Below are 25,101 nucleotides of genomic sequence, written 5' to 3' on the forward strand. Positions count from 1 at the left end.
AATATGAAGGTATTACGAATAGCAACTATAAAAGCGTTTTTTTTAGGAACTCTTTTTACTATTTCAAGTTGTAAATCGAATTCAGAAAAGCAAGAAAACATAATAGGAATACCTAAAAACCTAGCACAAGCCCATACAGGCAGTTTTGGAGATCAAGGCGATGGTACATATATCAATCCGATATTAAATGCCGATTACCCAGATTCTGATATCGAGCAAGTTGGCGATACCTATTACATGATTACCTCCAAGCAACACATGTCACCAGGTATGCCTATTTTAGAATCTAAAGACATGGTAAACTGGACAAATGTAGGGCATGTTTTCGATAGCTTATCGTGGGCTCCAGAATACAATTGGGATAGAATGAATGGCTATTCTTTTGGAACTTGGGCAGGCGATTTGGCCTATCATGAAGGCACATGGTATTGCTACCAAATAGATTATCAACATGGTTTAATGGTGGCTACAGCAAAAGATATTAAAGGCCCATGGAGTAAACCTATTATGATGCTACCTAAAGCAAAAGTATTAGACGATCCAGGTGTGTTTTGGGACCACGAGTCACATAAAGCTTACGTTATAATCAACACCGGAGGAAAACAAAAAAGTGCTAATAATAAAATTGAAGGCAACGAAAACAGAATTTACGAAATGAGTTGGGATGGTACAAAAATCCTAGACGAGGGTAAATTAGCCTATACAGGTATGGGGGCCGAAGCCGCAAAAATTTATAAAATTGATGGTGTTTGGTATATCTTTTTAGCACAATGGACCATGGGAGATAAATCCACCAAGCCTGGAGTTAAAAACCCAAAAAACGACCGAAAACAAATCGTATTACGTTCTAAAAAAAGTATTTACGGACCTTACGAAGTTAAAACTGTTTTAGAAAAAGGAACTGCTTTTAATAATCGTAGTTGTAGTCAAGGGGGGGTAATGCAAGCACCCGATAAATCGTGGTGGTACATGCACCAACTCATTCAAAACGACGATATTCCTTTTCAAGGGCGCCCGCAATGTTTAGCTCCTGTTACATGGGTAGATGGTTGGCCAATAATTGGCATAGACGAAGATAACGATGGTATTGGCGAGCCTGTAAAACAGCACAAAAAACCTATTGACGGCTTTCCAATTTCAGCACCAAGTTCAGATGATGATTTTTCTTCAGCAGAATTAGGTTTCCAATGGGAGTGGAATCATAATCCAAGAAACACACATTGGTCTTTAACCGATCGCGAAGGCTGGTTGCGTTTAAAAGCCAGTAAAGTGTTACCCAATAAAAAAGGCTACGGACCAAAAATTAATGAGTGGACTAACAACGATGGCTCAGACTCCGATTTCTGGAGAGCCTGCAACACCATAAGTCAGCGTATTATGGGTATTACCACCGGAACTGCAGTCGCTAAATTCGATATTTCAGGAATGCAACCCCACCAAGTAGCAGGTTTTGTTCGTTATGGCGGCGTGTTTAATTTATTGGGCGTGGAGGTAAACGAGGCTGGTAAAAAACACTTGTTTTACATGAACCCAATGGCAGAAAAAATCATGGGGCCAGAACTAACAAGCAACGATCTATATGTACGAACATCAAACAAAATTAACCAAGCCACATACGAGTATAGTTTAGATGGGGAGAATTATAAAGCATTCGGACCAACCTTTACCATTGCTTTTGGCAAATGGACAGGAGACCGTCTAGGTTTCTTTTCATGGAACGAAAAACAGGACGCAGGCTACATAGATGTCGATTGGTTTACCTATGATTACGATGGGCCGAAAGCAGTAAAAGCATTATAGGTTTAAGTGTTAAATATTTGGGCGTTACCCACAAGGGGTCGGGCTTTCACTAGTCGCTCCTCCTAAGGTCGGGAGCTCCAACAGGCCGTTCAATCCCTAACGCGGGGGATGTCCGATAGGCTCCTATATTAAACTAAATTAGCGCTATCTTGCAAACTAAAAGCATGTCAATGTATAACTTAAAATTGATAAATTATTGTTTTATTATACTATCTGTTTTAGCATGTCAAAACAAGGAAAAAAAGCAGATAGAAAAAGCTAAGCCCAACATCTTATTCATTTTAGTAGACGATTTAGGTTACCACGATTTAGGTGTTACAGGAAGTACATTTTACCAAACCCCAAACGTAGATAAATTAGCAAACCAAGCCATGATGTTTACCCAAGGCTATGCAGCAAGTCGTGTTTGTAGTCCGTCCAGAGCTAGTATTATGACGGGTAAATTTACCGCACGCCACGGTATTACAGATTGGATAGGTGCAAAAACAGGAAAAGCGTGGCGCACTAGAAACCGCCACGATAAATTATTGCCAGCCGATTATATACATACCTTACCAAATGAAGAAGTCACTATAGCCGAAGCGTTTAAAACTAATGGTTACAAAACTTTTTTTGCAGGAAAATGGCATTTAGGAGGTAAAGGGTCGTACCCCGAAGATCATGGTTTCGACATTAATATCGCTGGTATAGATGCAGGCTCACCTCGAGGTGGTTTTTTTTCACCATGGAATAATCCTAAACTAGAAAATAAAAAAAAAGGCGAAAACCTTACCATGCGTTTAGCCCAAGAAACCGCAGATTTTATCAAACAAAATAAAGACTCTACATTCTTTGCATTTTTATCATTTTACGCTGTGCATGCTCCTATTCAAACCACAGAAGCCAAGTGGGCAAAATACAGAAATAAAGCAGACCGTATAGGGATTGCAGAATCTGGTTATAAAATGGAACGCGTGCTACCCATTCGTCAAGTGCAAGATAATCCCATTTATGGTGGTTTGGTTGAAACTATGGATGACGCCGTTGGTGTAGTTTTAAAAGCATTAAAAGATAATGGGATAGCTGAAAATACGATTGTAGTATTTACTTCAGATAATGGAGGAGTAGCCTCGGGAGATCATTATGCTACCAGTAATTTGCCATTACGAGGCGGTAAAGGCTACCAATGGGAAGGTGGTATTCGCGAACCGTATTTTATAAAAGTACCATGGTTAAAACATGCAGGTTCAAAAACTGAATTTCCAGTAATTAACACCGATTTTTACCCCACATTATTAGATTTAGCTAATGTGCCATTAAACCCAGAACAACATAAAGATGGTATAAGTTTAAAGCCGCTTTTAGAAGGAGAAAATCTAAAAATAAACAGACCGCTTTTTTGGCATTATCCACATTACGGAAACCAGGGCGGAGAACCGGCTTCAATCATTCAAAAAGACGGGTGGAAGTTAATTCATTATTGGGAAGATAACCATGAGGAATTGTTTAAGTTACCTTCAACTGAAAATGATGATTTAAACTTAATTTCTAAGCATACCAAACTCGCAAAAAATCTTTCAAATCAACTTAGGTCTTGGCTTAAAGAAGTAGGAGCAAAGTATCCCATAAAGGATCCTCAGTTTAATTCAGTTAAAGCCAATGAAAGATATTTAAATACCGTAAATAAAAAATGGCCATCACTAGAAAAACAACGTTTAGAAGAGTTATCAAAAGATTTTAAACCAAATGCTACTTGGTGGGGTAGTAAAGTTATTTTAGATTAAGACATTCATTAAAACTAGTAAAAATTATGCGTACAATATTTTGTATCTTCCTTGCAAGTTTGTGTTTTTCTTCATGTAAAAATAAAGAAACATACTTAGAAAATAAAAATGGATTTCAAACCATATTTAATGAAGAAAATTTAAATGGGTGGCGAGGAGACTCAACCTATTGGCGTGTTGAAAAAGGAATACTAATTGGAGAGGTAACTCCAGGAACCATTTTAAAGCAAAATTCTTTTATAATATATGAAAAAGAACAACCTGAAAATTTTGAATTAACACTAGAATATAAGGTTTCTGAATCTGGGAATAGTGGCATAAACTATAGAAGTGAAATTATTAATAACAAGCCTTTTGCTTTAAGAGGGTATCAATGCGATATTGACGGTAAAAATAAATATACAGGACAAAATTACGAAGAAAAAAAGCGCACTACATTGGCATATATGGGCGAAACTGTAACAATTCCACAAATGCCAACTAGAATACCTAGCGATAGTTTGCGTAAAAATGTAAAGCAAAATTGCTGGCAAACCCGAACTATTACCGAAACTAAATTAAAGCCTAAGCTAAAATCATTTGTTAAAACTAACGATTGGAATACGGTTCATCTTATTGTAAACGGTAACATAATGCAGCATTATATAAATGATGTGTTATTTAGTAAGGTAACAGATACAGATGAAATCAATAGGTCTAAAAAAGGCTATATTGGTGTTCAAGTTCATGTGGGACCTCCTATGAAAATAGAATATAGAAATATTAGATTAAAACACTTATAAATATCTAATTAATGGACAACTGTTTAAATTGTTTAAAGCTAAAAAATAGAACTATCTTTTTTTAGATTTGAAGGGTTTTTCAGGGTTATTCTCTACATATGTTTTTAAGAGTGACTTTACTATTTCAACAGAACCAGCTTCTAAACCACCATGTACTTTGGCTCCTGTAATCCAGTATAAAACCATTCCTGCGTCTGAACAATCCCATTTTCCTTTTTGAAATTTTACAATATTATCTATTTCCGCTATATTTCCTATGGTCCAAATTAGTCGTATTCTTGAGTCGGTATAATCTCTAGCCCAATCCCATTCGCCATGGTTAAGTTTTAAGTTGATATTTTGGTCTGGAATACGCACTTCTTCAATACCAAAATCAAGAATTTGTTGCCATGTGTAAAAGTCACCAGCGTTATCGTTAGCAGGATGATGTGTAATTACTTTAACAAATTTATGTTTTGCTTTAGGGGTTTTTTGTAAAGCCATGCCTATAATATCTGGTTCTCCCGCTTCAATTATCCATAAAGGGTCTTTAGCTGTAGAGGTATTTATTGCCCAACATAAATCATTTATTGTTTCTTCTTTTTGCCAAATGGCATCATAAAAAGTTAAATGGTCAAAACCACCCCAACGTCTCGCTGTCATATCGCATGTTACTTGCATTAAATGGTGGCGCTCTTTTTCGGCTTTTTCAGAAATTCTGTCATCTCTAACCAAATCGCAACTATGGGAATAATGTACAAGTCTGCCTTCTAACCCAGCGGCTCTTAGAAGGGCAATGGAAATAGCGGTGCCTCCAAGATCATCTGGGTCTGGAGAATTTCCGTCTGCTACAATAGCTATTCTGCCATTTGGTGGATTAATGTTTTGAGCCGTTGCAGCTATTGAAATACATATAAAAATAAATAGTAATTGTAAGGATTTATTAGGCATTGTTAAACTAGATTTTTGTTATTTTTAAATAAGAATTGTGGGTTTTATTAAATCAATACTAGTATTTAGTTTTGGTAATAAGTTGATGGCGCGCTTTGAATAGATTTTCCCATACCAACGGCCTCGAGTCCATTTTTCACCATCGCTACCAATTTTGGATGTAACTGTAATTTTGTCTCCTTTATTTAAGGCAGTATTTTCCCAAAGGGTATTAAACTTTTTGCCTTCTTCAAATAGTCTTTGTGTTAATTTTGGAGAATAACTACCAATTTCAATGTCATTTATAGAAATAGTAAAGGTAGATTTTCCATCATTTTCGGCTACACCAACAAAAATAATATCATAATGATCAGATTGAAAATTAAAAGTAGTCGTTGTTGTGGCTTGCTCATGTTTTTTAGGGTTAATAGCAAGCCAGTTTTTTCCATTTTTATAAAAATTTGTGTCTTTTACGGGGAATTCTTGAGCGGCAATAGATTTAATTTCTTCTGATGCTTTAGCTATAGTTGAGAAATAAGATGGCATTTTGACTTCCGGAAAACTTGCTGGCAATTCGCCTTGTGCCAAAGTAGTTTCTGGACCTTTTTCAACAGGTATATAGTTCGTATCGTTTGTTAAAATAAATTTATCAAACTCAAAACCGTCTTCGCGCATACTAAATTGAACCGTATGAATTCCCTTTTTGTGAATATCTAAATATATTTTATGCGGTACGCCGCAGTGAATTTCATTGGTTCGTTGCTTGCTTTCCCAGGTCCATTGGTTTTTTCCAGTACACCATTGCATCTGCCTTCCGTTTTCTAGCCAAATATTATTTAATCCAATATGTAAGCCATTATCCTCACCGCCTGTACTAAAGGCGCCTACCCAAACATAATAACGCCCAGGTGTGTTAAACTTTATTTTGTAGCTTAAAACTGCTATTTTTCCAGGCTCGTTGGTAAAGTTTTCTCCATGTATTAATTTATCATCATGTGTAACACGCTCATCAGGTAAGATTTCTAGATATGCGTTATTACTAGCATCATAAACATGTAGTTTGTCCTCGTCTCTTCCCATTTTAGGGAGTTCTTCTTTTGATGTTCTAAACCATTTTCTTTTTTGGGTTAGACTTTGTAGGTAAAAGTACTCTACCTCAATGGCAACACTGCCATTTTGTTCTTCAAAAGTTAATGCATTATTTATTAAAGGCAAACTTAAAGCATCATTTTGAGCCTCCAAAAATAGACATGTAAAGGTAAAAAGGATAGTAACGATATTTCCTAATTTTAATGGTCTCACTTCGTTAATTATTACCTTTTATTTCAAAAGGGTTTTAATTTAAATTTATACTAAATTTTTTAAAAATAGACACTAACTTTTATTAATGTGACCTGCTCTATCCTGTATTCCTATTTTTTAAAATAGAACATAAATAATAAAGAAATAAAAGTAAGAATTTTATCTCAGTGAAACAGATAGTACAGGATAGTTAATAATAAAACAGTGTATAAATTTGGATTAATACAATTAATTAACTAAATATTTATGAATTTAAAAACTAAACCAAAAGTTCATTCCGGTTTTCAGAAAAATTGGATGTGTGCAGCCTTGTTATTATTATGCATGGCGATGACAAATGCACAAACGGTGTCGGGTACCGTAACCGCAGATGGTCAACCATTACCTGGAGCTATTGTTATTGTTAAAGGAACAACCACAGGAACAACTACAGATTTTGATGGAGAGTTTACTATTAGCGCAGGAGCACAGAGTACACTTTCTATATCTTATGTGGGATATTCAACAAAAGAAGTTCTTGTTGGAAATCAAACACAAATTAATGTTGTACTTGAAGAAGACAACCTATTAGATGAGGTTGTTATTATTGGATACGGAACACAGCGAAAATCTGATTTAACAGGTTCTGTATCTTCTGTAAGTTCAGAAGATTTAACTGCAGTTCCTGTTTCCAGAGTAGACCAAGCGTTACAAGGTAGGGCTTCTGGTGTTCAAGTCACGCAAACTAGTGGTGCACCGGGTGCGGGTACCGTAATTAGAGTAAGGGGAGGGAATTCCATTACTGGAAGTAACGAACCGCTTTGGGTTATTGATGGTATTGTGGTTGGAACCAATTTTAATTTAAATAATATTAATAGTAGCGATATTAAATCTATCGAAATTTTAAAAGATGCTTCTTCTATTGCTATTTATGGTTCTAGAGGAGCTAATGGTGTTGTTTTGGTAACAACTAAAAACGGTAAAGGTGCTGCTTCAGGTAAACCAGAGGTAAGTGTAAATCTTTATACTAGTAGCCAAATGGTACCAGAACTTCCAGCTATGTTGTCTCAAGCAGAACAAATAGAATTTACCAATGAAAGTGCAAGGTTTAGATCGGCGGCAGAGCCTTTTCCAAACGATCCTTCAACATACCCAGATAACGACTGGTTTGATTTATTATTAGGAACAGCCCCTATATTTAATACCGATGTGTCCATATCTGGTGCAACAGATAATTTGAATTATTACACCTCTTTAAATTACTTTAATCAAGAAGGTATTGTTAAGAGTACAGGTATTGAAAAATATATTTTTAGGTCTAATTTAGACTATACATTAAGCGATAAAGTTAAAGCAGGATTTAGAATTAATTATTCTAGAATTGAACAAGATAATGGTAATGCCAGTTTTGGAAATGCTTTTGCTACACTTAGAACACAACCAATCTATAATGATGATGGTACGTTTAATGGTTTTGATGATGTTGTAGGTTCTCCTTGGTCTAACCCAATAGCTAATATAGCTCTAAATACTAACGAAACATTTTCAAATAATTTATTGGCTTCGCTTTATTTAGAATATAAGCCAGCTCCAAAATGGATAATTCGTTCAACATTTAGTCCAGAATTTAATAATACAAAACAAAATAGATTTACGTCTAGCCAAAGTCCAAACTTGCTTATTGTAAACGATTTAGGTAATGCAAGTGTTAGAACGGTAGCTAGTACTGGTTGGAATAATGAAAATACAGTGCAGTTTCAAACCGATTTAGGAGAAGATCACAGTTTAACAGCTCTTGCTGGTGCCTCTTTTCAAAAAGTATCAACAGAAATTACAGAAGCCCAAGCTTTTGGTATTACAAGTGATGCTACAGGATTTAATAATTTAGGATTTTCCGATCCAACTAGAAGTGTTGTAAGTAGTGATTTTACAGGATTTCAAATTGCCTCTTTCTTTGGAAGATTAAATTATTCGTATAAAGACAAATACCTTTTAACTCTTGTTGGAAGGTCCGATGGTAGTTCGGTATTTGCTGCTGGAAACCAATACGAATTTTACCCTTCTGTAGCAGGTGCTTGGAAAATAACAGAAGAACCATTTATGGAAAACCAAAATATTTTTCAAGACTTAAAATTAAGAGCTAGTTATGGTAAATCGGGAAATCAAGCTATTGACCCATATAGAACTAAAGGTATATTGGTGGAAGCTAACACAACACTTAATGGTGTTGAGCAACCTGGATTAACATTAGGAAGACCATCAAACCCTAACTTGCAATGGGAAACAACTAACTCGTTAGATATTGCTGTAGAGGCTTCACTTTTTGGAGGAAAAGTTTTTACCGAGTTAAATTACTACTATAAAAAAACTAACGATTTATTATTAGATGTAACTATACCACGTCAAACAGGATTTACAAGTCAATTGCAAAACGTGGGTGCGTTAGAAAATAAAGGATGGGAGTTTCTTGTAAATTCGACAAATATTAGTAATGCTAATTTTAACTGGAATTCAACCTTGTCGTTATCTTCAAATAAAAACAAAATATTAGATCTTGGAGGTGTCGATTTTATTGATGTTACTGTCGATGCTATTTTAGGTTCTGGAAATACACGTTTAATTGTTGGAGAATCTGTTCCTGTGTATACGGGAGTACCATTTTTAGGGACTTGGAAAAGTCAAGAAGAAATTGATGCATCTGGCTTAACAGACCCTCAAGTTGTAGGAGGTGCAAAATTTGAAGATGTAAATGGCGATAATATTATTTCTAATGAAGACGCTGTAGTTTTAGGGAGTCCATTACCAGATTTAATTTTTGGATTCGAAAACTCTTTTTCATACAAAAACTGGGATTTTTCATTCTACCTGCAAGGTACAGTGGGTAACGAAGTTTATAATTTAAGAACTCGAAATCACTATTTTAACAGAGGTGAAACTACTAAGTTTGCGGAGTTAGCAAATAGATGGACTGTAGATAATCCTACCTCCAATATACCTAGAGCTGGTGCAGATTCGGTAACATCAACGCCTCCAAATTCTGAATATGTTGAAGACGGATCGCATTTAAGATTAAAAACGGTAAGATTAGCCTATAATTTACCTGTTGACGATATGGGGTTAAAAGGTTTAAAAAATGCAACTATTTATTTTTCGGGAAGTAACTTATTGCTGTTGTCTGACTTTAGGTTGATTGATCCAGAATCTAGTCGTTTTGGAAGAAGTGGACTTGGGAACATAGCTCAAGGTTATAACGATGGGTCTTACCCTAATCCAAGAGTTTTAACATTAGGGTTAAACGTAACATTTTAAAAACAAACACAGATGAAAACAAAACATATATTTTTATACATCTTAATTTCTATTGCTATATTTAGTTGTGATAGCTTTTTGGAAGAAGATCCAAAAGCATTAATAGCGCCAGAAACTTTTTATGCTTCGGAAAACGATGCTAGACAAGCAATGAACGGCGTTTATGGTATTTTAAAAAACAATTCAATATACGGGCAGGTTGGTCTAGATGTTTTTTACGATAATGGAGCCGATATTATTGAGCCTAACCGTGCAGCTAATATTTTTGAGCCGATAGGGAATTATTCAATGAACGAGGCTATCGCTGATGTTTCTGTTCAAAAAATGAGTGTTTCAGATACTTGGAAAGATCTTTATAGAGTAATTAATAATGTTAATATAATTATTGATCGAGTTACTGGTAATCAAGCTATAACCGAAGCTTCGCAAGCAGATATTATTGCCGATGCTAGATTTGTAAGAGCACTAAGTTATTGGCATATTACAAACCTTTGGGGAGATGCTCCTTATTACACAGAGGCACTTGAAATAGACGAGGTAAAAGTGCTAGGAAGAACAGATGAAGCAACAATAATAAATGGTATTTTAGATGATTTGGAATTTGCTCAAGCAAATTTAAAAGACGCTTATACTGGCGACGATAGTGGTAGAGCATCAAAATGGGCAGCAGCAATTATCGAAGCTAAAATTTATATGCAACAAGAACAATGGCAAGACGGGTTGGATAAATGTCTTGAAATTATTAATCAATCGCCTCATGCTTTGATGCCTAATTATGCAGCTGTTTTTAGTGCTTCAAATGAATATAATTCAGAGATTATTTGGTCGTTAGATTTTGCTAAAGATATAAGAGGACAGTTTGAAGAAGGGACCGTAAGGGAAGATGGTACTTTACCTGCAGTTTTTGGTAACGGTAACTGGAGACCAAGTATGTTTAGCCCGCGTTTAAGGGATGAACCTAAAAATTCAGATGAAAGAACGGCATTACGTGATGCTTTAAACGCTAGGGATGAGGCGTTTAATGGGACCGGGCTACAAGTAGCTTCAAAAGATTTTGCCGAAAATTTCCCAATTAATGATTTAAGACGGCCATTAAATATTGCAGATACATATTTAGGATTCGAATTAAATTTCCCATACATGCCTAAATTTTGGAATTTAGATGTGAATGATTCTCCACGTTTTAACCATTCGGATAATAGATTGGTATTTCGTTTGGCAGATGTGCACTTAATGGCTGCTGAATGTGAAAATGAGCGCCCAGGAGGAGATCCATCGGTTGCGTATAATTATATTAAGGATATTAGGGAAAGGGCCTATTCTACTGTATTTGAAGCCGAAGCTCTAAAAGGGCTTAATAAAGAACAGTTTAGAGAAGCTATATATGATGAGCGTAAATGGGAGTTGGCAGGAGAATGTATGAGACGATACGATTTAATTAGATGGGGAATTCTGCAGGAGGTCGTTCAGGATTTAGAATATAGATTCTGGGATCCAGCTGCAAATATAAAAGCATGGCACGATAAACTACCCATACCATTGCAAGAGCTGCAAACAAACCCAGCTTTATTGGAATCGGACCCAACAAATAATGGATACAGATAATATTTTTTATTATAGTTAGTTTTTTTTAAGACTGGAAGTATATTATACTTCCGGTCTTTTTTTTGTGTTTAGGTTTCATGTTACTAAACTAACATAAGTTAAAAATTTTGTGTTGCAGTATGGTACAGGATACAAAATTTAGTTTTTGAAATTAAATTTGATTCATTCCTTTTAAAATCTTTTAATTTAACAATAACTATATTATGACAATTAAAATACGAATTCTTTTTCTTGTGTTTGTTTTAGGCTCTTTTCATGCTTTTACACAAATAAAACATGGACTAAGAGACCAGAATGGAAGGCATAGTATACCAAGAGGCTTTGTTGTAAATACCAATGACCATGCCGGAGAAGTTTTTTTTGATAGTGATGACTATGCACGAATGGTTAGAATGGGTGCGAACACTCAAGTTATTCGACTGGAATTGGGTAAGCTTAGTAAGTTTCCTGGTGGTAAACTAGAACCAAATTACCTTAAAAAATTAGATACTTTAGTAATGTTAGGAAGACATTCTGGAATTAAAACAGTATTTAAAATGACCGTTTATGGCGTAGATAAATTTGTTTGGGAAGAATTCTGGCAAAATAAAGAGAATGAATACGAAACTTATATTGATGCTTGGAAAGTAATCTGGGATAGATATGCCAAGGATTCGGCTGTTTTAGGATATGATGTTGTTAACGAACCTAGAAAATTAACTATGGAAATATCATATAAAGACCTAACTAACAAATACCTTATTCCGCTTTATCAAAAAATTATTGACGAAAGTCAAAAAATAAATGCAGATAAATTGATTTTGTTTCAGTCTATTTTTATGAATAAAGGAGAAAAAATAGATAATAACCAATACTCAGAAATTACAGCGCCAATTAACAGGAAAAATATTGTATTTGCACCGCATATTTACCAAAATGACATCGATTTTATAGAGCGAAATATGAATCGTTTTGATAAAGAATCAGATATGTTAAATGCACCAATCTTAATAGGAGAATGGGGGTTTCCAACCTTTGCAACCACAGATACTTTACTAACAGGTAAATTAGGACAACTAAAATATAGAGAACTTTACATACGCACAGCCGAGGTTTTCGATAAAATGGGCGTAGGCTCCATTAAAGCTTGGTTTTTAGGAAATAGAACGATGCAAAATTTTCTTCCAGGAGGCCCATCAACATGGTCTATTTTTAGCGATAAAACAGATGCTGGTACCGTAGAACGTAAATACATTACCGATGTCATATCACGACCTTTTCCGCAAACTATAGCTGGAGATATTCAATCCTTTTTGTTTAATCATGCCATCAGAACTTTAAATTTAAATATAAAATCAGATAATAGTAAAGGTGCTTCAACACTATTTATTGGAGCAAATAGGCATTACCCCGATGGGTTTTCCATTTTAATTGATGACTCTATTGTAATGTATCATAATCCATTAAAAAAAGTAAGATTGGAAACCTACAAGGCTCCTAAAGATTTTAATCCATCAGATTTTATTTGGGATGAATACACTCAAAAATTAACCATTTTAAAATGGCCTAAGGATAAGAGTAATTTAAATATAAAAATTGTTCCCGGAATCAGGAATTTCAACTAAATATACCAACCTATTATAAAGATAAAATAAATGAAAAAAATAGTGTTAACATGTTTTATTTCAGCTGTATTATTGGGCTGTGATTCAAAAAAGTCTACTTCAGAATCTGGAGTTTCAGACAAAGCACAAAAGGTAGAAACACTTGTAAACCAAATGACGTTAGATGAAAAAATAGCTGAAATGACTCAAGATGCACCAACTAACGATAGATTGGGAATTCCTGTTATGAAATATGGAGAAGCATTACATGGCTTATGGCTTGTTCTAGATTATTATGGTAATACAACGGTTTATCCACAAGCGGTGGCCTGTGCTTCAACCTGGGAACCAGAGTTAATAAAAAAAATGGCTACTCAAACAGCATTAGAAGCTCGTGCTTTGGGTGTTACCCATTGTTATTCTCCTAATTTAGATGTTTATGCCGGTGATGCGCGTTATGGTCGTGTTGAAGAGTCTTATGGTGAAGACCCCTATTTGGTTTCAAGAATGGGTGTTGCATTTATCGAGGGTCTACAAGGTACAGGAGATGAGCAATTTGATGAAAATCATGTTATTGCAACGGCTAAGCATTTTGTTGGATACCCTGAAAACCGCCGTGGTATAAATGGTGGATTTAGTGATATGTCCGAACGTCGTTTACGCGAGGTTTACCTGCCATCTTTCGAGGCGGCAGTTAAGGAAGCTAAAGTAGGTTCGGTTATGCCAGGGCATCAAGACTATAACGGAGTGCCGTGTCATATGAATACTTGGTTGTTGCAGGATATCTTGCGAGATGAATTAGGTTTTGATGGATTTATTGTTTCCGATAATAATGATGTAGGAAGGTTAGAAACCATGCATTACATTGCAGAAAACCGTACAGAAGCTGCAATTTTAGGACTAAAAGCGGGTGTTGATATGGACTTAGTAATAGGAAAGAATGTTGATTTAGCAACGTATCATACAAACATTTTGAAGGATACTGTAATGCAGAATCCTGAATTGATGAAGTATATTGACAAAGCCACATCACGTATTTTAACTGCAAAATATAAGTTAGGTTTATTTGATGCAGAACCAAAAGAGATTGATCCAGAAACTGCAGAAGCAGGTAGTGACGAGCACCGTGAGTTTGCATTGGAGTTAGCAGAAAAATCTATTATCATGCTAAAAAATGATAATAACCTATTACCGATTGATTTATCAAAAATTAAATCTTTAGCAGTTATTGGACCTAACGCCCACGAAGAAAGACCTAAAAAGAAAACCTATAAACTTTTGGGAGGATATTCTGGGTTGCCACCATATTATGTTTCGGTTTTAGACGGTTTAAAGAAAAAAGTAGGTGAAAACGTAAAAATAAACTACGCTAAAGGATGCGATATTGATAGTTTTTCAAAAGATGGATTTCCTGCTGCTGTTTCTGCTGCAGAAAAATCGGATGCTGTTGTATTAGTGGTGGGTAGTTCTTATAAAACATGTGGTGAAGGGGGCGATCGTTCAGACCTAGATTTGTATGGGGTTCAAAACGATTTAGTGGAGGCTATTTATAAAACAGGAAAACCGGTTATTGTTGTTTTAATTAATGGGCGTCCACTATCCATAAATTACATTGCAGAAAATATTCCTTCCGTTCTTGAAACTTGGTATGGTGGCATGCATGCTGGCGATGCTGTTGCTAATGTTATTTTTGGCGATGTTAACCCAGGTGGTAAACTAACCATGTCTTTTCCACGCTCTGTTGGTCAGGTACCAGTAACATATTTGGAACGCCCTGACTTTATTGGGTCTGGAAAAGGAAAGTATCGATTTACTGATAAGTCGCCATTATTTCCATTTGGTTATGGTTTAAGCTACACCACTTTTAGTTATAGCGAGCCTAAATTAGAACAAGCTACAATCAATGCCGATGGTACAACAACAGTATCGGTAGAAGTTACCAACACTGGAGATCGCGAAGGAGATGAAGTTGTGCAAATGTACGTGCGAGACGATTATGCTTCGGTAGGGAGATATATTAAACTGTTAAAAGGTTTCGAACGGATTACCTTAAAGCCAGGAGAAACCAAAACAGTAAATTTTGATTTAGGTTTTGATGAGCTTAATGTTTTAAATCAAAATATGAAAAAAGTTGTGGAGCCAGGAACTTTTACAATATCAGTAGGAGCATCTTCACTAGAAAAGGATTTAAAAAAAGTTGTACTTACGGTAAAATAGAATAATTTAAAGGTATTAGTTAATATAAAAAAAACAATAATGAGGTTGCAATATGTCAACCTTATTACTGTTTGAAATTGAATGCTATTAAGCTTATTTATAAATCCTATCATGACCTAAGCAGGATGGTACAGGATACATTTATGATGATTTACTATTATTTTTATGCAAACTAAAATGGTTAACCAATTGGTTAGCAAGACTAAAATTAATTAAGAACATCTAAAAATTATGAAAAAAATTACTTTAAAAATTAGTGCATTTTTATTACTTGCCATGTTTGCGCTACAAGTACAGGGGCAAGACGCGAATTATCCTAATGCATATGTTGGAGAGGGTAGTTATTTAATTTCAACATACAATGTGACTCCACAGCTTTATTTGACCATTAATGGAAGTTCAGGTGATTTAGAATGGAATACACTAGCAGCTGCACCTGCAGATGTAACACAAATATGGACTATACAGGAACATGTTAGTCCACATGATACTGGCTTTGTACAAATTACTGCAGACCTCTCTTCTCTAGGTTCTGGATCTTGGACTATGATTGTAGATCAATCAACTATAGCGGATGCAAATGATAAAGACTTTAAAATTACTGTTAGATCAGGTGATCCGCAAGATGATGTGACTGTTGTTCCACCTGCAGTAGATGCATACGGTTTTGACCAGTTTCAAAGAAGAAAAACAAGTGATTACACTGGTCCAACTGGAACTAACAATGCATTGTTTGTTAAGCCTTTAGGATTCTCTGGTGGTTCAAGATATGGTGTAATTCCAACTGCAGCTGGTGACCCTGTTGAATTTAATGGTGGAGGAATTGATGCAATTGAATATCATCTTGTTGCTCTATTAAGTACTGCAGACTTTGATACCAGTTCAATATTTATTTCTAATCCAGTTAATAACGAATTAACAATTAAAGGTCTTCCTGCTAATGTTAAACAAGTCGCTGTATATTCTTTACTTGGTAAAGAAGTATTAACTAGAAAAGTTGATGCTCAATCAACTCTTTCGATAAATATAAATACATTATCACGTGGTATGTATCTTGTAAAGATGCAAAGTGATGGAGGTGTTTTTACAAAGAAAATTGTAAAGCAATAAATTAAGCTTTTCTAAAAAATAATATTTACTGAAATCATTCTGTTTTTTTTAAGCAGGATGATTTTTTAATATAACACAAATATATTATGCAAAGACTAGCCTTTAAAATGAAGCTTAACAAAGGTCAAAAAGAAGCCTATAAAAAGCGACACGATCAGTTATGGCCTGAATTGAAACAGTTACTTAAAGATAATGGCGTAAGCGAGTATTCTATCTTTTTTGACGAGGAAACAAGTTTTTTATTCGCGTTTCAAAAAGTATCGGGAACCGGAGGCTCACAAGATTTGGCGAATAACGATATTGTGAAAAAATGGTGGAAATTCATGGCCGATATTATGGACGTAAATCCAGATAATTCCCCAGTTTCAATTCCTTTAGAAGAAGTTTTTTATATGAAATAATTTTTTTAAAGTAGAACAAGTATATCTAAAACAACAGTACAGTGCAGGATAGATGAACCCGCTAACTTCATTATTTTTAATAAAAAAAATATGAAGAATGATGACTTAGGTTTTAACGCTTGTAAAAATACACTATTGGTGTTTTTTATTGTCTTAAGTTCTTGCGTTTTAAGAGCACAAGTAACACTAATAAATGAAATAAAAATCTCTGATTTTGGATTACACTTTGATGGTAGTAAAGTAAACAGTAGCGCTTCTAATACAGGTGAAAATGCACCTTACGATTACTTTTTTGGAAAAAATATATCTGCGCATGGTGATTGTATAAAGTCTTATAACGAATATGTTTTTATGACATGGTATCGTGGAGGAAAAGAGAATCGTAACGTCATGTTAACTCGTTACAATACAATTACAGGTACTATGTCTACCATTGAGTTTCCGCATAGGCATACGGGATACCAAAATAAATGGTGGATTGGTGAATCGCACAACACGATTGCAGTAGGCATAAGTCCAATAAATGGAACAATTCATTTACTGTACGATATGCATTCTTATAGTAATACAAGGCCATCGGATGGTAGTTTAAATAATGACTATTTTAGGTATTCTTACTCAATTGCTAACGCCGCTTCATTGCCAGATGCAGATTTCACTTTAGATAAGTTTGTGAAAAACTCTAATAACGGATACAAACATTTAGGCCTTAATGGAGTCGAAGATTATAACAATTTTTCTGCACTAACTTACCCTAAATTTTTCTTAAATTCTTCTGGAGATTTATTTATGTACATGAGAGAAGGAGGCAATAATAATGGCGCTTATAAATTCTCTAAATACGAAGCTAGCACGTCCACATGGTCTGGCTTTACACACTTTAATGTATTAAATGCTAAGAATCAATCAGGGATAACTTATAACTGGGGATTATATGGGGATATTAAATATGTTAATGGCAAAATGCGTATAGGTTTTCAAAGGCGATCACAAAATAATAGTGATAAGTATCAATATCAAAACGGAGTTTATTATGCGTATTCCGACGATCAAAACGGATTTACAGGTTGGAAAAACCATCAAGGACAAAGTTTTAGTCTGCCTTTATATAATGCCGATGTTATAAAAGTAATGGAGCCTGGAGATTATGTTCAGGGTACAGATGTTGGTGCATTAAACATTGTTCAAGGTTTTGATTGGACTGTTACTGAAAATGAGGACGTTCATATTATTAGTAGAGTAAAAGACAATCAATTTAATGTTACTAAGTATTTACATACCTATAAGCCCGCTGGAGCAAACGATTTTATAACATCAGAAGAGTTTTCTGGAGCAGAAGCTATTTATACAGCGGGAGAAGATATATTTATAATAGGGCTGTCTGGAGGTCGAATTTTTGTTGAAAAGGCTAAGGGAGGAACAAATGATTTTACTAGAGTTTACCAAGTTACCTCTGGAAGAACATTCGATCATGGTCAGGTGTATATAGAAAATGGTATACTGTATTATTACTTAATGGAAAAGACCTCAGGAAATTCACAACCACTGTATCTTCAAGTTATAGATTTAGGTATAGTTGAAGAGCCTTTTAGAGTGTCTTTAACCTCCCCATCTGATGGACAAACTTTCAATGTAGATGATGCTGTACAAATTTCGGCAAATGCGGTTGATGAAAACGGTAGCATTTCTAAAGTAGAATTTAGAGTTAATGGGGTATATTTTGAGGATGATGCAACAAATCCATATGCTGTAAACTGGACACCTATTGCCGATGGCTCCTACACCATTCAAGCAGTGGCATACAATGCTAGTAACGAAACCGTATCATCTTCTGAAATAACGGTTAATGCGCAAACACTTGATCCTAACGATTTAACAGGAAAGGTGTACCGAATAAAAAATTTAGCAACTCAAAAGTATCTTAAATCATCAGGGGCAAACGTTGTCGAGAGCGATTACGTTCAAGCGGATAACGCTTTAAATTGGACCTTTGTAAAAGCTTCTATTAGTGTAGAAGAATATTATAACATAGATAGCGAAATTAATGGCGTTTTAAGAGGAGCTGGCTCTGGAGCGGGTAATGCCATAATAAATACAGGCAGAACCTCACCAAATACAGACGTTGATAAAGTATGGACAGCTTCTTATATTGAAGCCGATAAGGCCTTTAGGTTTTCGGTTAAAGACGGTAGCAACTACTTATATCAAGAAGGCATAAGTGAATATTATAATAAAAGTGCCGATGTAACAGATGCAAGAAGCAAATGGAAATTAGAGTTGGCTAGCAGCCCTCCGCTTAGTGTTAAAGAAAATATTTTGGAGTCAGCCGCAGTTAAAGTATTTCCAAATCCTGCAGATAATAAATTTACAATTATGTATTCTGGATTAAACAAAGCAACGGTTACAATTTATAATATAGTAGGTAAAATGGTTTATTCGAATTCAATAAATAAAAGTAGTGTTCAGATAGAAAATGATGGTAGGTTTAATTCTGGTATTTATTTAATTAAAGTTGTTGATGATAGGCAGCATGTTAGTTATAATAAGTTAGTTATTAGGTAAGTGTTTTATAGTAGCTCAAATATAGGTTTAAGTACCTTTTGTATAGTTTCATTGTTTCTGGAAATAGAAAATGATGTAGCTATAATCAAGGTTTAGTGTATTTAAATTACTAAATTTTAAAACACGAAAACGAGTAATAAGTCGATAAGTTTTTTGTAAAATTAAAACGCTATAACCTTCAAAAAAAACTATAATAAAAATGCAAATTAATTTAAAACAGAAATATTTTTTCCACCTAATGGTGGTTTTTGTTTTGTTTTGTCAAATATCATGTAAGGAATCATCAGGGATATTGGCACCTAGACATTTAACAATTTCAGAAGGTTTTAAAAATCCAATAGGGTTTTACAATTCAAATCCAACATTTTCGTGGGAATTACCTATTTTAGAAACTGTAAAATCACAGTCTGCTTATCAAATTGTAGTCGCATCGTCAAAAGCTTTATTACCGAATAATCCCGATATTTGGGATTCTAAAAAGCAAGAAAGTTCACAATCAAATTTTGTAGCGTATAAAGGCACTCCATTTCAATCGCGACAAAAAGTATATTGGCAAGTAAAATATTGGAATCAGGATAATGAGCCTTCAGAATGGAGTGAAATCAATCACTTTGAATTAGGCTTATTAAAAAATTTAGACTGGAAAGCAAATTGGGTAGGATTAGATACGGCAAAGGATAGCATTAAAGGCGTACGTAACTTTTTAATGCACAGACCCCAATATTTAAGAAAAGAGTTTGAATTGAATAATCAAGTTGAATCTGCAAGACTTTATATTACTGCCAAGGGTGTTTTCGATATACATTTAAACGGACAGGATGTAAGCGACGATGTATTGCCACCAGGCTGGACACCATATAGTCATCGTATAGAAACCTTAACTTATAATGTTACTAATTTAATTGAATCCGGACAAAATACCATAGCCGTAGAATTGGCATCTGGTTGGCATTCCGGTAGAATTAGTAGAGGCAAAGCCTTATATGAAAACTTTGCATCACCAAAAATTTTAAGCCAGTTAGAAGTCATTTTTAAAGATGGGACAAAAAGAATTATAGTTTCTGATGCATCTTGGAAAGGCACAACCAATGGCCCCATAAGATTGGCAGGCCTATATGATGGCGAAGTGTATGATGCCAATTTAGAAATGCCAAAATGGAAAACAAACGCTTTTGATGATTCAAAATGGAAATCTGTTGAAACTGAAAACATTGTTGATTCGGTAAAACTAGAACCAAAACGGCATGAAACGGTAAAGACAACCGCTGTTTTAGAAGATGCAGAAATTGTTTCGGCTACAGAATCTTCAGTAGTTTTCGATATGAAACAAAATATGGTTGGGGTACCAAAAGTACAGGTGCCCATGAAAAAAGGCGATACACTGAGCATTCGTTTTTCCGAAATGCTACTTTCAGATGGTACGTTTTATACCGAAAATTACCGTTCAGCAAAATCAACCGATTATTACATCGCTGCTCAAGATGGCATTATCGAATACATGCCAAAATTTACCTTCCATGGCTTTCAGTTTGTAGAAATATCAGGGTTTGATGCTTCGGCAACTCCAAATTCAAATTGGATAAAAGGATTGGTGCAGCATTCTGATTTTGAAAAAAATGGAACATTTACCTCTTCTCACGATAAATTAAACCAACTGCAAAGTAACATTACCTGGGGTTTACGTGATAATCTTTTGGATGTGCCTACCGATTGCCCGCAGCGAGATGAACGCTTAGGATGGACGGGAGATGCCCAAGTGATTTCGCCAACCGCCATGTTTAATTTTGATACACATGCCTTTTGGACAGCTTGGTTACAAAGTATGCGCGAAACACAAATGGAACACGATAATGGTTTAGTGCCTTTTATTATTCCAGATGTGCTTCAAAATAAAAGTGCCAGTTCTGGTTGGGGTGATGCTTGTGTTATTATTCCATGGGATATTTATAATATCACGGGAGATAAAACCGTATTGATAGAGAATTATGAAATGGCTAAAAAATGGGTGGATTATTACCAATCCAAAGCCAAAGATTATATTCCAAATATTCATTCTTTTGGAGATTGGTTACAGCCTTATTCCGATAAAAACCGAAAAATGGGCAATAAAGGGGATACTCCGAGACTGTTTGTGAATACGGCGTATTTTGCGCATTCTGCACATCTAGTATCAAAAATAGCAGGAGTTCTTGGTGACACTGAAGACGAAAAGAAGTATATCGCTTTATATGAAGATATTGCTGCTGCTTTTGAAAAAAAGTTTTTTGATGAAAACGGAAAGTTTAAAAATAAAAAGCAAACTCAAACCAGTTATTTACTGGCTATATATTTTGATTTATTAAAACCTGAAACCAAAGAAAAAGCACAAAAATATTTACTCGAAGAAATAAAGAAAGCCGATAACCACTTAGGAACAGGTTTTTTAGGAACTCCAATATTACCAAAGGTATTGGATGATATGGGAGAGATTGATTTAATGTATAAAATTTTATTTAAGGAAACCTACCCATCGTGGTTTTATTCAATCAACCAAGGCGCCACCACCATGTGGGAACGCTGGAACAGCTATAGTAAAGCAAAAGGGTACAATCGCCAAAGTATGAACAGTCTAAACCACTATGCTTACGGAGCTGTTGGCCAGTGGATGTATGAGCGCATTGCTGGTTTAGCAGCATTAGAACCTGGTTATAAAAAATTAAGAATAGCTCCAAAACCAAATACCAATTTTTTAACTGAAGCATCGGCAAGTGTTAATACACCTTATGGAGAAGCATCTTCCTCATGGAAAATTGAAAATGGCATATTTTATTTGGAAACAGTTATTCCTCCAAACACCGCAGCCGAAATCAATATTCCTTACGGCGATAAAGAAAAATTATCGGTTAATGGCAGTCCGTTTGAGGAAAGGACAAACTTAAAAATAGAAAATTCAGATGCTGAATTAGTTAAAATAATAGCTAATCCGGGTATTTATAAATTTCAACTAAACTTTAACTAAATGTTTTACAAATTCAATTTAAAGCACGTTTTTCAAATCCTAATCTGCACTGCGTTTTTCAGTTTAGCCTCATGTACTGAAAAAGAAAATATACAACCAGCAGAAAGTTTAACTGTTTCCGAAGGTTTTAAAAACCCTATAGGATATTATGATGCTAACCCAACGTTTTCATGGAAACTACCAGTTTTAGAACATATTAGAAGTCAGTCGGCATACCAAATTGTAGTAGCGAGTACACCCGATTTATTACCTAATAATGCAGATTTATGGAATTCTGAAAAACAAGAAACAAGTCAGTCTACTTGGGTGAAATATCATGGTGAAGCATTGCAATCGCGTCAAAAAGTATATTGGCAAGTTAAATACTGGAACCAAGACGAAAAGGAATCAGATTGGAGTGATATTAATCATTTTGAATTAGGATTACTAGAGAATGCCGATTGGAAAGCAAAATGGATAGGATTAGATACGGCAAAAGATAGTATAAGAGGGCGCGGTAAGGTATTAATACATAAGCCTCAATACCTAAGAAAAGGGTTTGAATTATCAAGCGATGTAGCAGCAGCAAGATTATATATAACCGCTAAAGGTGTGTTCGATGTTTCAATAAATGGACAAAATGTAAGCGATGATGCTATGTCTCCAGGGTTCACAACTTACGATAAGCGTATTGAAACTTTAACCTATAATGTTACCGATTTTATTGAGTCGGGAGAGAATACTATTGGGGTAGAATTAGCTTCTGGTTGGTATTCAGGAAGATTATTGTGGGGAACAACACCATGGGATAATACCATATCTCCAAAGGTTTTATGTCAGTTAGAATTGGTAATGAAAGATGGCGCTTTAGAAACTATAATTTCTGATGGTAGTTGGAAAGGAATGACAAATGGGCCTATTCAGTTTTCAGAAATTTATGATGGAGAGGTTTATAATGCCAATTTAGAAATGCCTAATTGGTCTAGCAATAATTTTAACGATAAAAATTGGAGAAATGTTGAAGTCGAAAATTTAGATAATAAGGTCAGTTTAGAACCAAAACGGCATACAACTGTAAAACCTAAAATTGAATTAGCCGCGAAAGAAATGGCAAAGGTAAATGGAAAGTTAATTTTTGATTTAAAGCAAAATATGGTTGGTGTGCCTTTGGTAAATGTTCCTGTTAAAAAGGGCGATACGTTAAAAATACGATTTGCAGAAATGTTATTACCAGATGGAACTTTTTATACTAAAAATTACAGAGGCGCACATTCTACAGATTATTTTATAGCATCTAAAAATGGTATAATAGAATATATGCCAAAATTTACGTTTCATGGATTTAGGTATGTGGAATTAAGTGGTTTTGATACCACAAAAGAACCTTCAAAAGACTGGGTAAAAGGTATTGTACAGTATTCCAATTTTGAAGATAATGGTACGTTTACTACCTCGCATGAAAAATTAAATCAATTACAAAGTAACATTGTTTGGGGCTTACGAGGTAACTTTCTTGATATTCCTACAGACTGTCCACAGCGCGACGAACGTTTAGGTTGGACAGGTGACGCGCAAGTATTTGGACCAACATCTATGTTTAATGCAGACGTTTATAAATTTTGGGCCAGTTGGTTGCAAAGTGTTAGAGAGGCGCAATTAGAGAACGGCGCTATACCATGGACTGTTCCAGACGCTAGAGGTAATAAAATTGCTAGTTCTGGCTGGGGCGATGTGGCAACAATTATTCCTTGGAAAATTTATATGCGTACTGGCGATATTGGCTTTTTACAGGATAATTTTGACATGATGAAATCTTGGGTGGCACACCATGAGATGAAATCTAAAAATTATATATCTAATATGATGTCTTTTTCTGATTGGTTACAACCCTTTCCAGAAGAAGGCGGAACACGAGGCGATACATCCAAAAATTTAATAGGCACAGCCTTTTTTGCACATTCAGCTAAATTAACAGCGAAAACAGCAGAAGTTCTTGGCAAAACAGAAGAGCAAGCAAAATATGAAGCGCTTTACAAGGAGGTTGCTAAAGCGTTTGACGAAAAGTATTTTGATGAAACAGGTAAAGTGAAAGGTGTTACTGAAACGCAAACCTCATACTTATTGGCTTTGGCATTCCATTTATTACCTGAATCTAAAATTAAAAATGCACAAACTAATTTACTTCGAAAGCTAAAAGATGCCGATAATCATTTAAGAACTGGGTTTTTGGGCACGCCATTATTATCTCAAGTTTTAGATGACATGGGCGAAATTGATTTGGTTTACAAATTACTCTTTAATGAAACCTATCCATCTTGGTTTTATTCCATAAATCAAGGAGCAACCACCATTTGGGAACGTTGGAATAGTTATAGTAAAACCGAAGGTTACAACCCTATGAGTATGAATAGTTTAAATCACTATGCTTATGGTGCAATAGGCGAGTGGATGTACGAACGCGTAGGAGCTATAGCTCCATTTGAACCCGGTTATAAAGCGATTAGAATAGCACCAGTTCCAGGCGGACCATTAACTTCTGCTTCCGCATCGTTAAATACACCTTACGGTAAAGTAGCATCGTCATGGGAAATAGAAAATAACGACTTTAAATTAGAAGTCGTTATTCCGCCAAATACAACAGCTAAAATTGTAATTCCAGCAAATACGCAAAAGGAATTATTAGTAAATGGATTGGCTTTTAAGGAGAATCTAAATCTAAAATTAATAAATACAAGTACCAATACTTTTCAAGTTATGGCGCAACCAGGAACGTATCAATTTAATTCAAAAATAAAATAACTC

14 protein-coding genes are annotated in these 25,101 nt (G+C 35.0%); 12 read left to right on the plus strand and 2 right to left on the minus strand.

The genetic code is table 11. The features are described from left to right. Window positions 1-3 precede the first annotated feature (3 nt). The 3 genes from ACJJV4_RS00145 to ACJJV4_RS00155 all read left to right on the plus strand — a co-directional run bounded on the left by ACJJV4_RS00145 (window position 4) and on the right by ACJJV4_RS00155 (window position 4,345). The gene (locus ACJJV4_RS00145; RefSeq protein ID WP_405290892.1) at window positions 4-1,800 is read left to right on the plus strand and encodes a glycoside hydrolase 43 family protein; all 1,797 of its coding nucleotides are present in this window, start codon (window positions 4-6) and stop codon (window positions 1,798-1,800) included. A 170-nt stretch (window positions 1,801-1,970) separates the two neighbouring features. Further along, window positions 1,971-3,563 carry a sulfatase gene (locus tag ACJJV4_RS00150; RefSeq protein WP_405290894.1) on the plus strand — a complete coding sequence of 531 codons (1,593 nt, stop codon included), beginning with the start codon at window positions 1,971-1,973 and terminating at the stop codon, window positions 3,561-3,563. A 26-nt stretch (window positions 3,564-3,589) separates the two neighbouring features. Next, window positions 3,590-4,345 carry a DUF1080 domain-containing protein gene (locus ACJJV4_RS00155; protein WP_405290896.1) on the plus strand — a complete coding sequence of 252 codons (756 nt, stop codon included), beginning with the start codon at window positions 3,590-3,592 and terminating at the stop codon, window positions 4,343-4,345. A 51-nt stretch (window positions 4,346-4,396) separates the two neighbouring features. Here the strand turns inward: ACJJV4_RS00155 and ACJJV4_RS00160 are convergent, their stop codons facing one another. Together ACJJV4_RS00160 and ACJJV4_RS00165 are read right to left on the minus strand one after the other, a co-directional pair. Then, window positions 4,397-5,275: a hypothetical protein gene (locus tag ACJJV4_RS00160; protein WP_405290898.1), complete on the minus strand. Its 879-nt coding sequence runs from the start codon at window positions 5,273-5,275 to the stop codon at window positions 4,397-4,399. A gap of 24 nt (window positions 5,276-5,299) precedes the next feature. Next, complete coding sequence (locus ACJJV4_RS00165) at window positions 5,300-6,556, minus strand: hypothetical protein (RefSeq protein WP_405290900.1); 1,257 nt, start codon at window positions 6,554-6,556, stop codon at window positions 5,300-5,302. 246 nt (window positions 6,557-6,802) lie between these two features. On the opposite strand from ACJJV4_RS00165, the gene ACJJV4_RS00170 reads away from it, so the two are divergent. From ACJJV4_RS00170 to ACJJV4_RS00210, 9 genes are all read left to right on the plus strand, one after another. After that, window positions 6,803-9,844, plus strand: coding sequence for a SusC/RagA family TonB-linked outer membrane protein (locus ACJJV4_RS00170; protein WP_405290902.1), 3,042 nt, complete (start codon window positions 6,803-6,805; stop codon window positions 9,842-9,844). A 12-nt stretch (window positions 9,845-9,856) separates the two neighbouring features. Next, the gene (locus ACJJV4_RS00175; RefSeq protein ID WP_405290903.1) at window positions 9,857-11,449 is read left to right on the plus strand and encodes a RagB/SusD family nutrient uptake outer membrane protein; all 1,593 of its coding nucleotides are present in this window, start codon (window positions 9,857-9,859) and stop codon (window positions 11,447-11,449) included. Between the two features lie 203 nt (window positions 11,450-11,652). Then, a complete protein-coding gene (locus ACJJV4_RS00180) occupies window positions 11,653-13,053 on the plus strand; it encodes a cellulase family glycosylhydrolase (RefSeq protein ID WP_405290905.1) in 1,401 nt (466 codons plus the stop codon). A gap of 30 nt (window positions 13,054-13,083) precedes the next feature. Beyond that, entirely contained in the window at window positions 13,084-15,249 is a 2,166-nt protein-coding gene (locus ACJJV4_RS00185) for a beta-xylosidase (RefSeq protein ID WP_405290907.1), read from the plus strand. A 276-nt stretch (window positions 15,250-15,525) separates the two neighbouring features. Beyond that, window positions 15,526-16,359 carry a T9SS type A sorting domain-containing protein gene (locus tag ACJJV4_RS00190; protein WP_405290909.1) on the plus strand — a complete coding sequence of 278 codons (834 nt, stop codon included), beginning with the start codon at window positions 15,526-15,528 and terminating at the stop codon, window positions 16,357-16,359. Between the two features lie 86 nt (window positions 16,360-16,445). Continuing rightward, window positions 16,446-16,760, plus strand: a complete 315-nt coding sequence (rhaM, locus tag ACJJV4_RS00195) for an L-rhamnose mutarotase (RefSeq protein WP_405290911.1) — start codon at window positions 16,446-16,448, stop codon at window positions 16,758-16,760. 90 nt (window positions 16,761-16,850) lie between these two features. Next, window positions 16,851-19,322 (plus strand): BNR-4 repeat-containing protein, encoded by a 2,472-nt coding sequence (locus ACJJV4_RS00200; RefSeq protein ID WP_405290913.1) that lies wholly within the window; start codon window positions 16,851-16,853, stop codon window positions 19,320-19,322. 199 nt (window positions 19,323-19,521) lie between these two features. Beyond that, window positions 19,522-22,320, plus strand: a complete 2,799-nt coding sequence (locus ACJJV4_RS00205; protein WP_405290915.1) for a family 78 glycoside hydrolase catalytic domain — start codon at window positions 19,522-19,524, stop codon at window positions 22,318-22,320. After that, the gene (locus ACJJV4_RS00210) at window positions 22,321-25,098 is read left to right on the plus strand and encodes a family 78 glycoside hydrolase catalytic domain (RefSeq protein WP_405290917.1); all 2,778 of its coding nucleotides are present in this window, start codon (window positions 22,321-22,323) and stop codon (window positions 25,096-25,098) included. Window positions 25,099-25,101 lie beyond the last annotated feature (3 nt).

This window comes from Algibacter sp. Ld11, assembly GCF_045066735.1.
GTDB lineage: Bacteria > Bacteroidota > Bacteroidia > Flavobacteriales > Flavobacteriaceae > Algibacter.

Coding starts and splice junctions, on each gene's coding strand:
- ACJJV4_RS00145 (WP_405290892.1), top strand. CDS start 4: ATGAAGGTATTACGAATAGCAACTATAAAAGCGTTTTTTTTAGGAACT.
- ACJJV4_RS00150 (WP_405290894.1), top strand. CDS start 1,971: ATGTATAACTTAAAATTGATAAATTATTGTTTTATTATACTATCTGTT.
- ACJJV4_RS00155 (WP_405290896.1), top strand. CDS start 3,590: ATGCGTACAATATTTTGTATCTTCCTTGCAAGTTTGTGTTTTTCTTCA.
- ACJJV4_RS00160 (WP_405290898.1), bottom strand. CDS start 5,275: ATGCCTAATAAATCCTTACAATTACTATTTATTTTTATATGTATTTCA.
- ACJJV4_RS00170 (WP_405290902.1), top strand. CDS start 6,803: ATGAATTTAAAAACTAAACCAAAAGTTCATTCCGGTTTTCAGAAAAAT.
- ACJJV4_RS00175 (WP_405290903.1), top strand. CDS start 9,857: ATGAAAACAAAACATATATTTTTATACATCTTAATTTCTATTGCTATA.
- ACJJV4_RS00180 (WP_405290905.1), top strand. CDS start 11,653: ATGACAATTAAAATACGAATTCTTTTTCTTGTGTTTGTTTTAGGCTCT.
- ACJJV4_RS00185 (WP_405290907.1), top strand. CDS start 13,084: ATGAAAAAAATAGTGTTAACATGTTTTATTTCAGCTGTATTATTGGGC.
- ACJJV4_RS00190 (WP_405290909.1), top strand. CDS start 15,526: ATGTTTGCGCTACAAGTACAGGGGCAAGACGCGAATTATCCTAATGCA.
- rhaM (WP_405290911.1), top strand. CDS start 16,446: ATGCAAAGACTAGCCTTTAAAATGAAGCTTAACAAAGGTCAAAAAGAA.
- ACJJV4_RS00200 (WP_405290913.1), top strand. CDS start 16,851: ATGAAGAATGATGACTTAGGTTTTAACGCTTGTAAAAATACACTATTG.
- ACJJV4_RS00205 (WP_405290915.1), top strand. CDS start 19,522: ATGCAAATTAATTTAAAACAGAAATATTTTTTCCACCTAATGGTGGTT.
- ACJJV4_RS00210 (WP_405290917.1), top strand. CDS start 22,321: ATGTTTTACAAATTCAATTTAAAGCACGTTTTTCAAATCCTAATCTGC.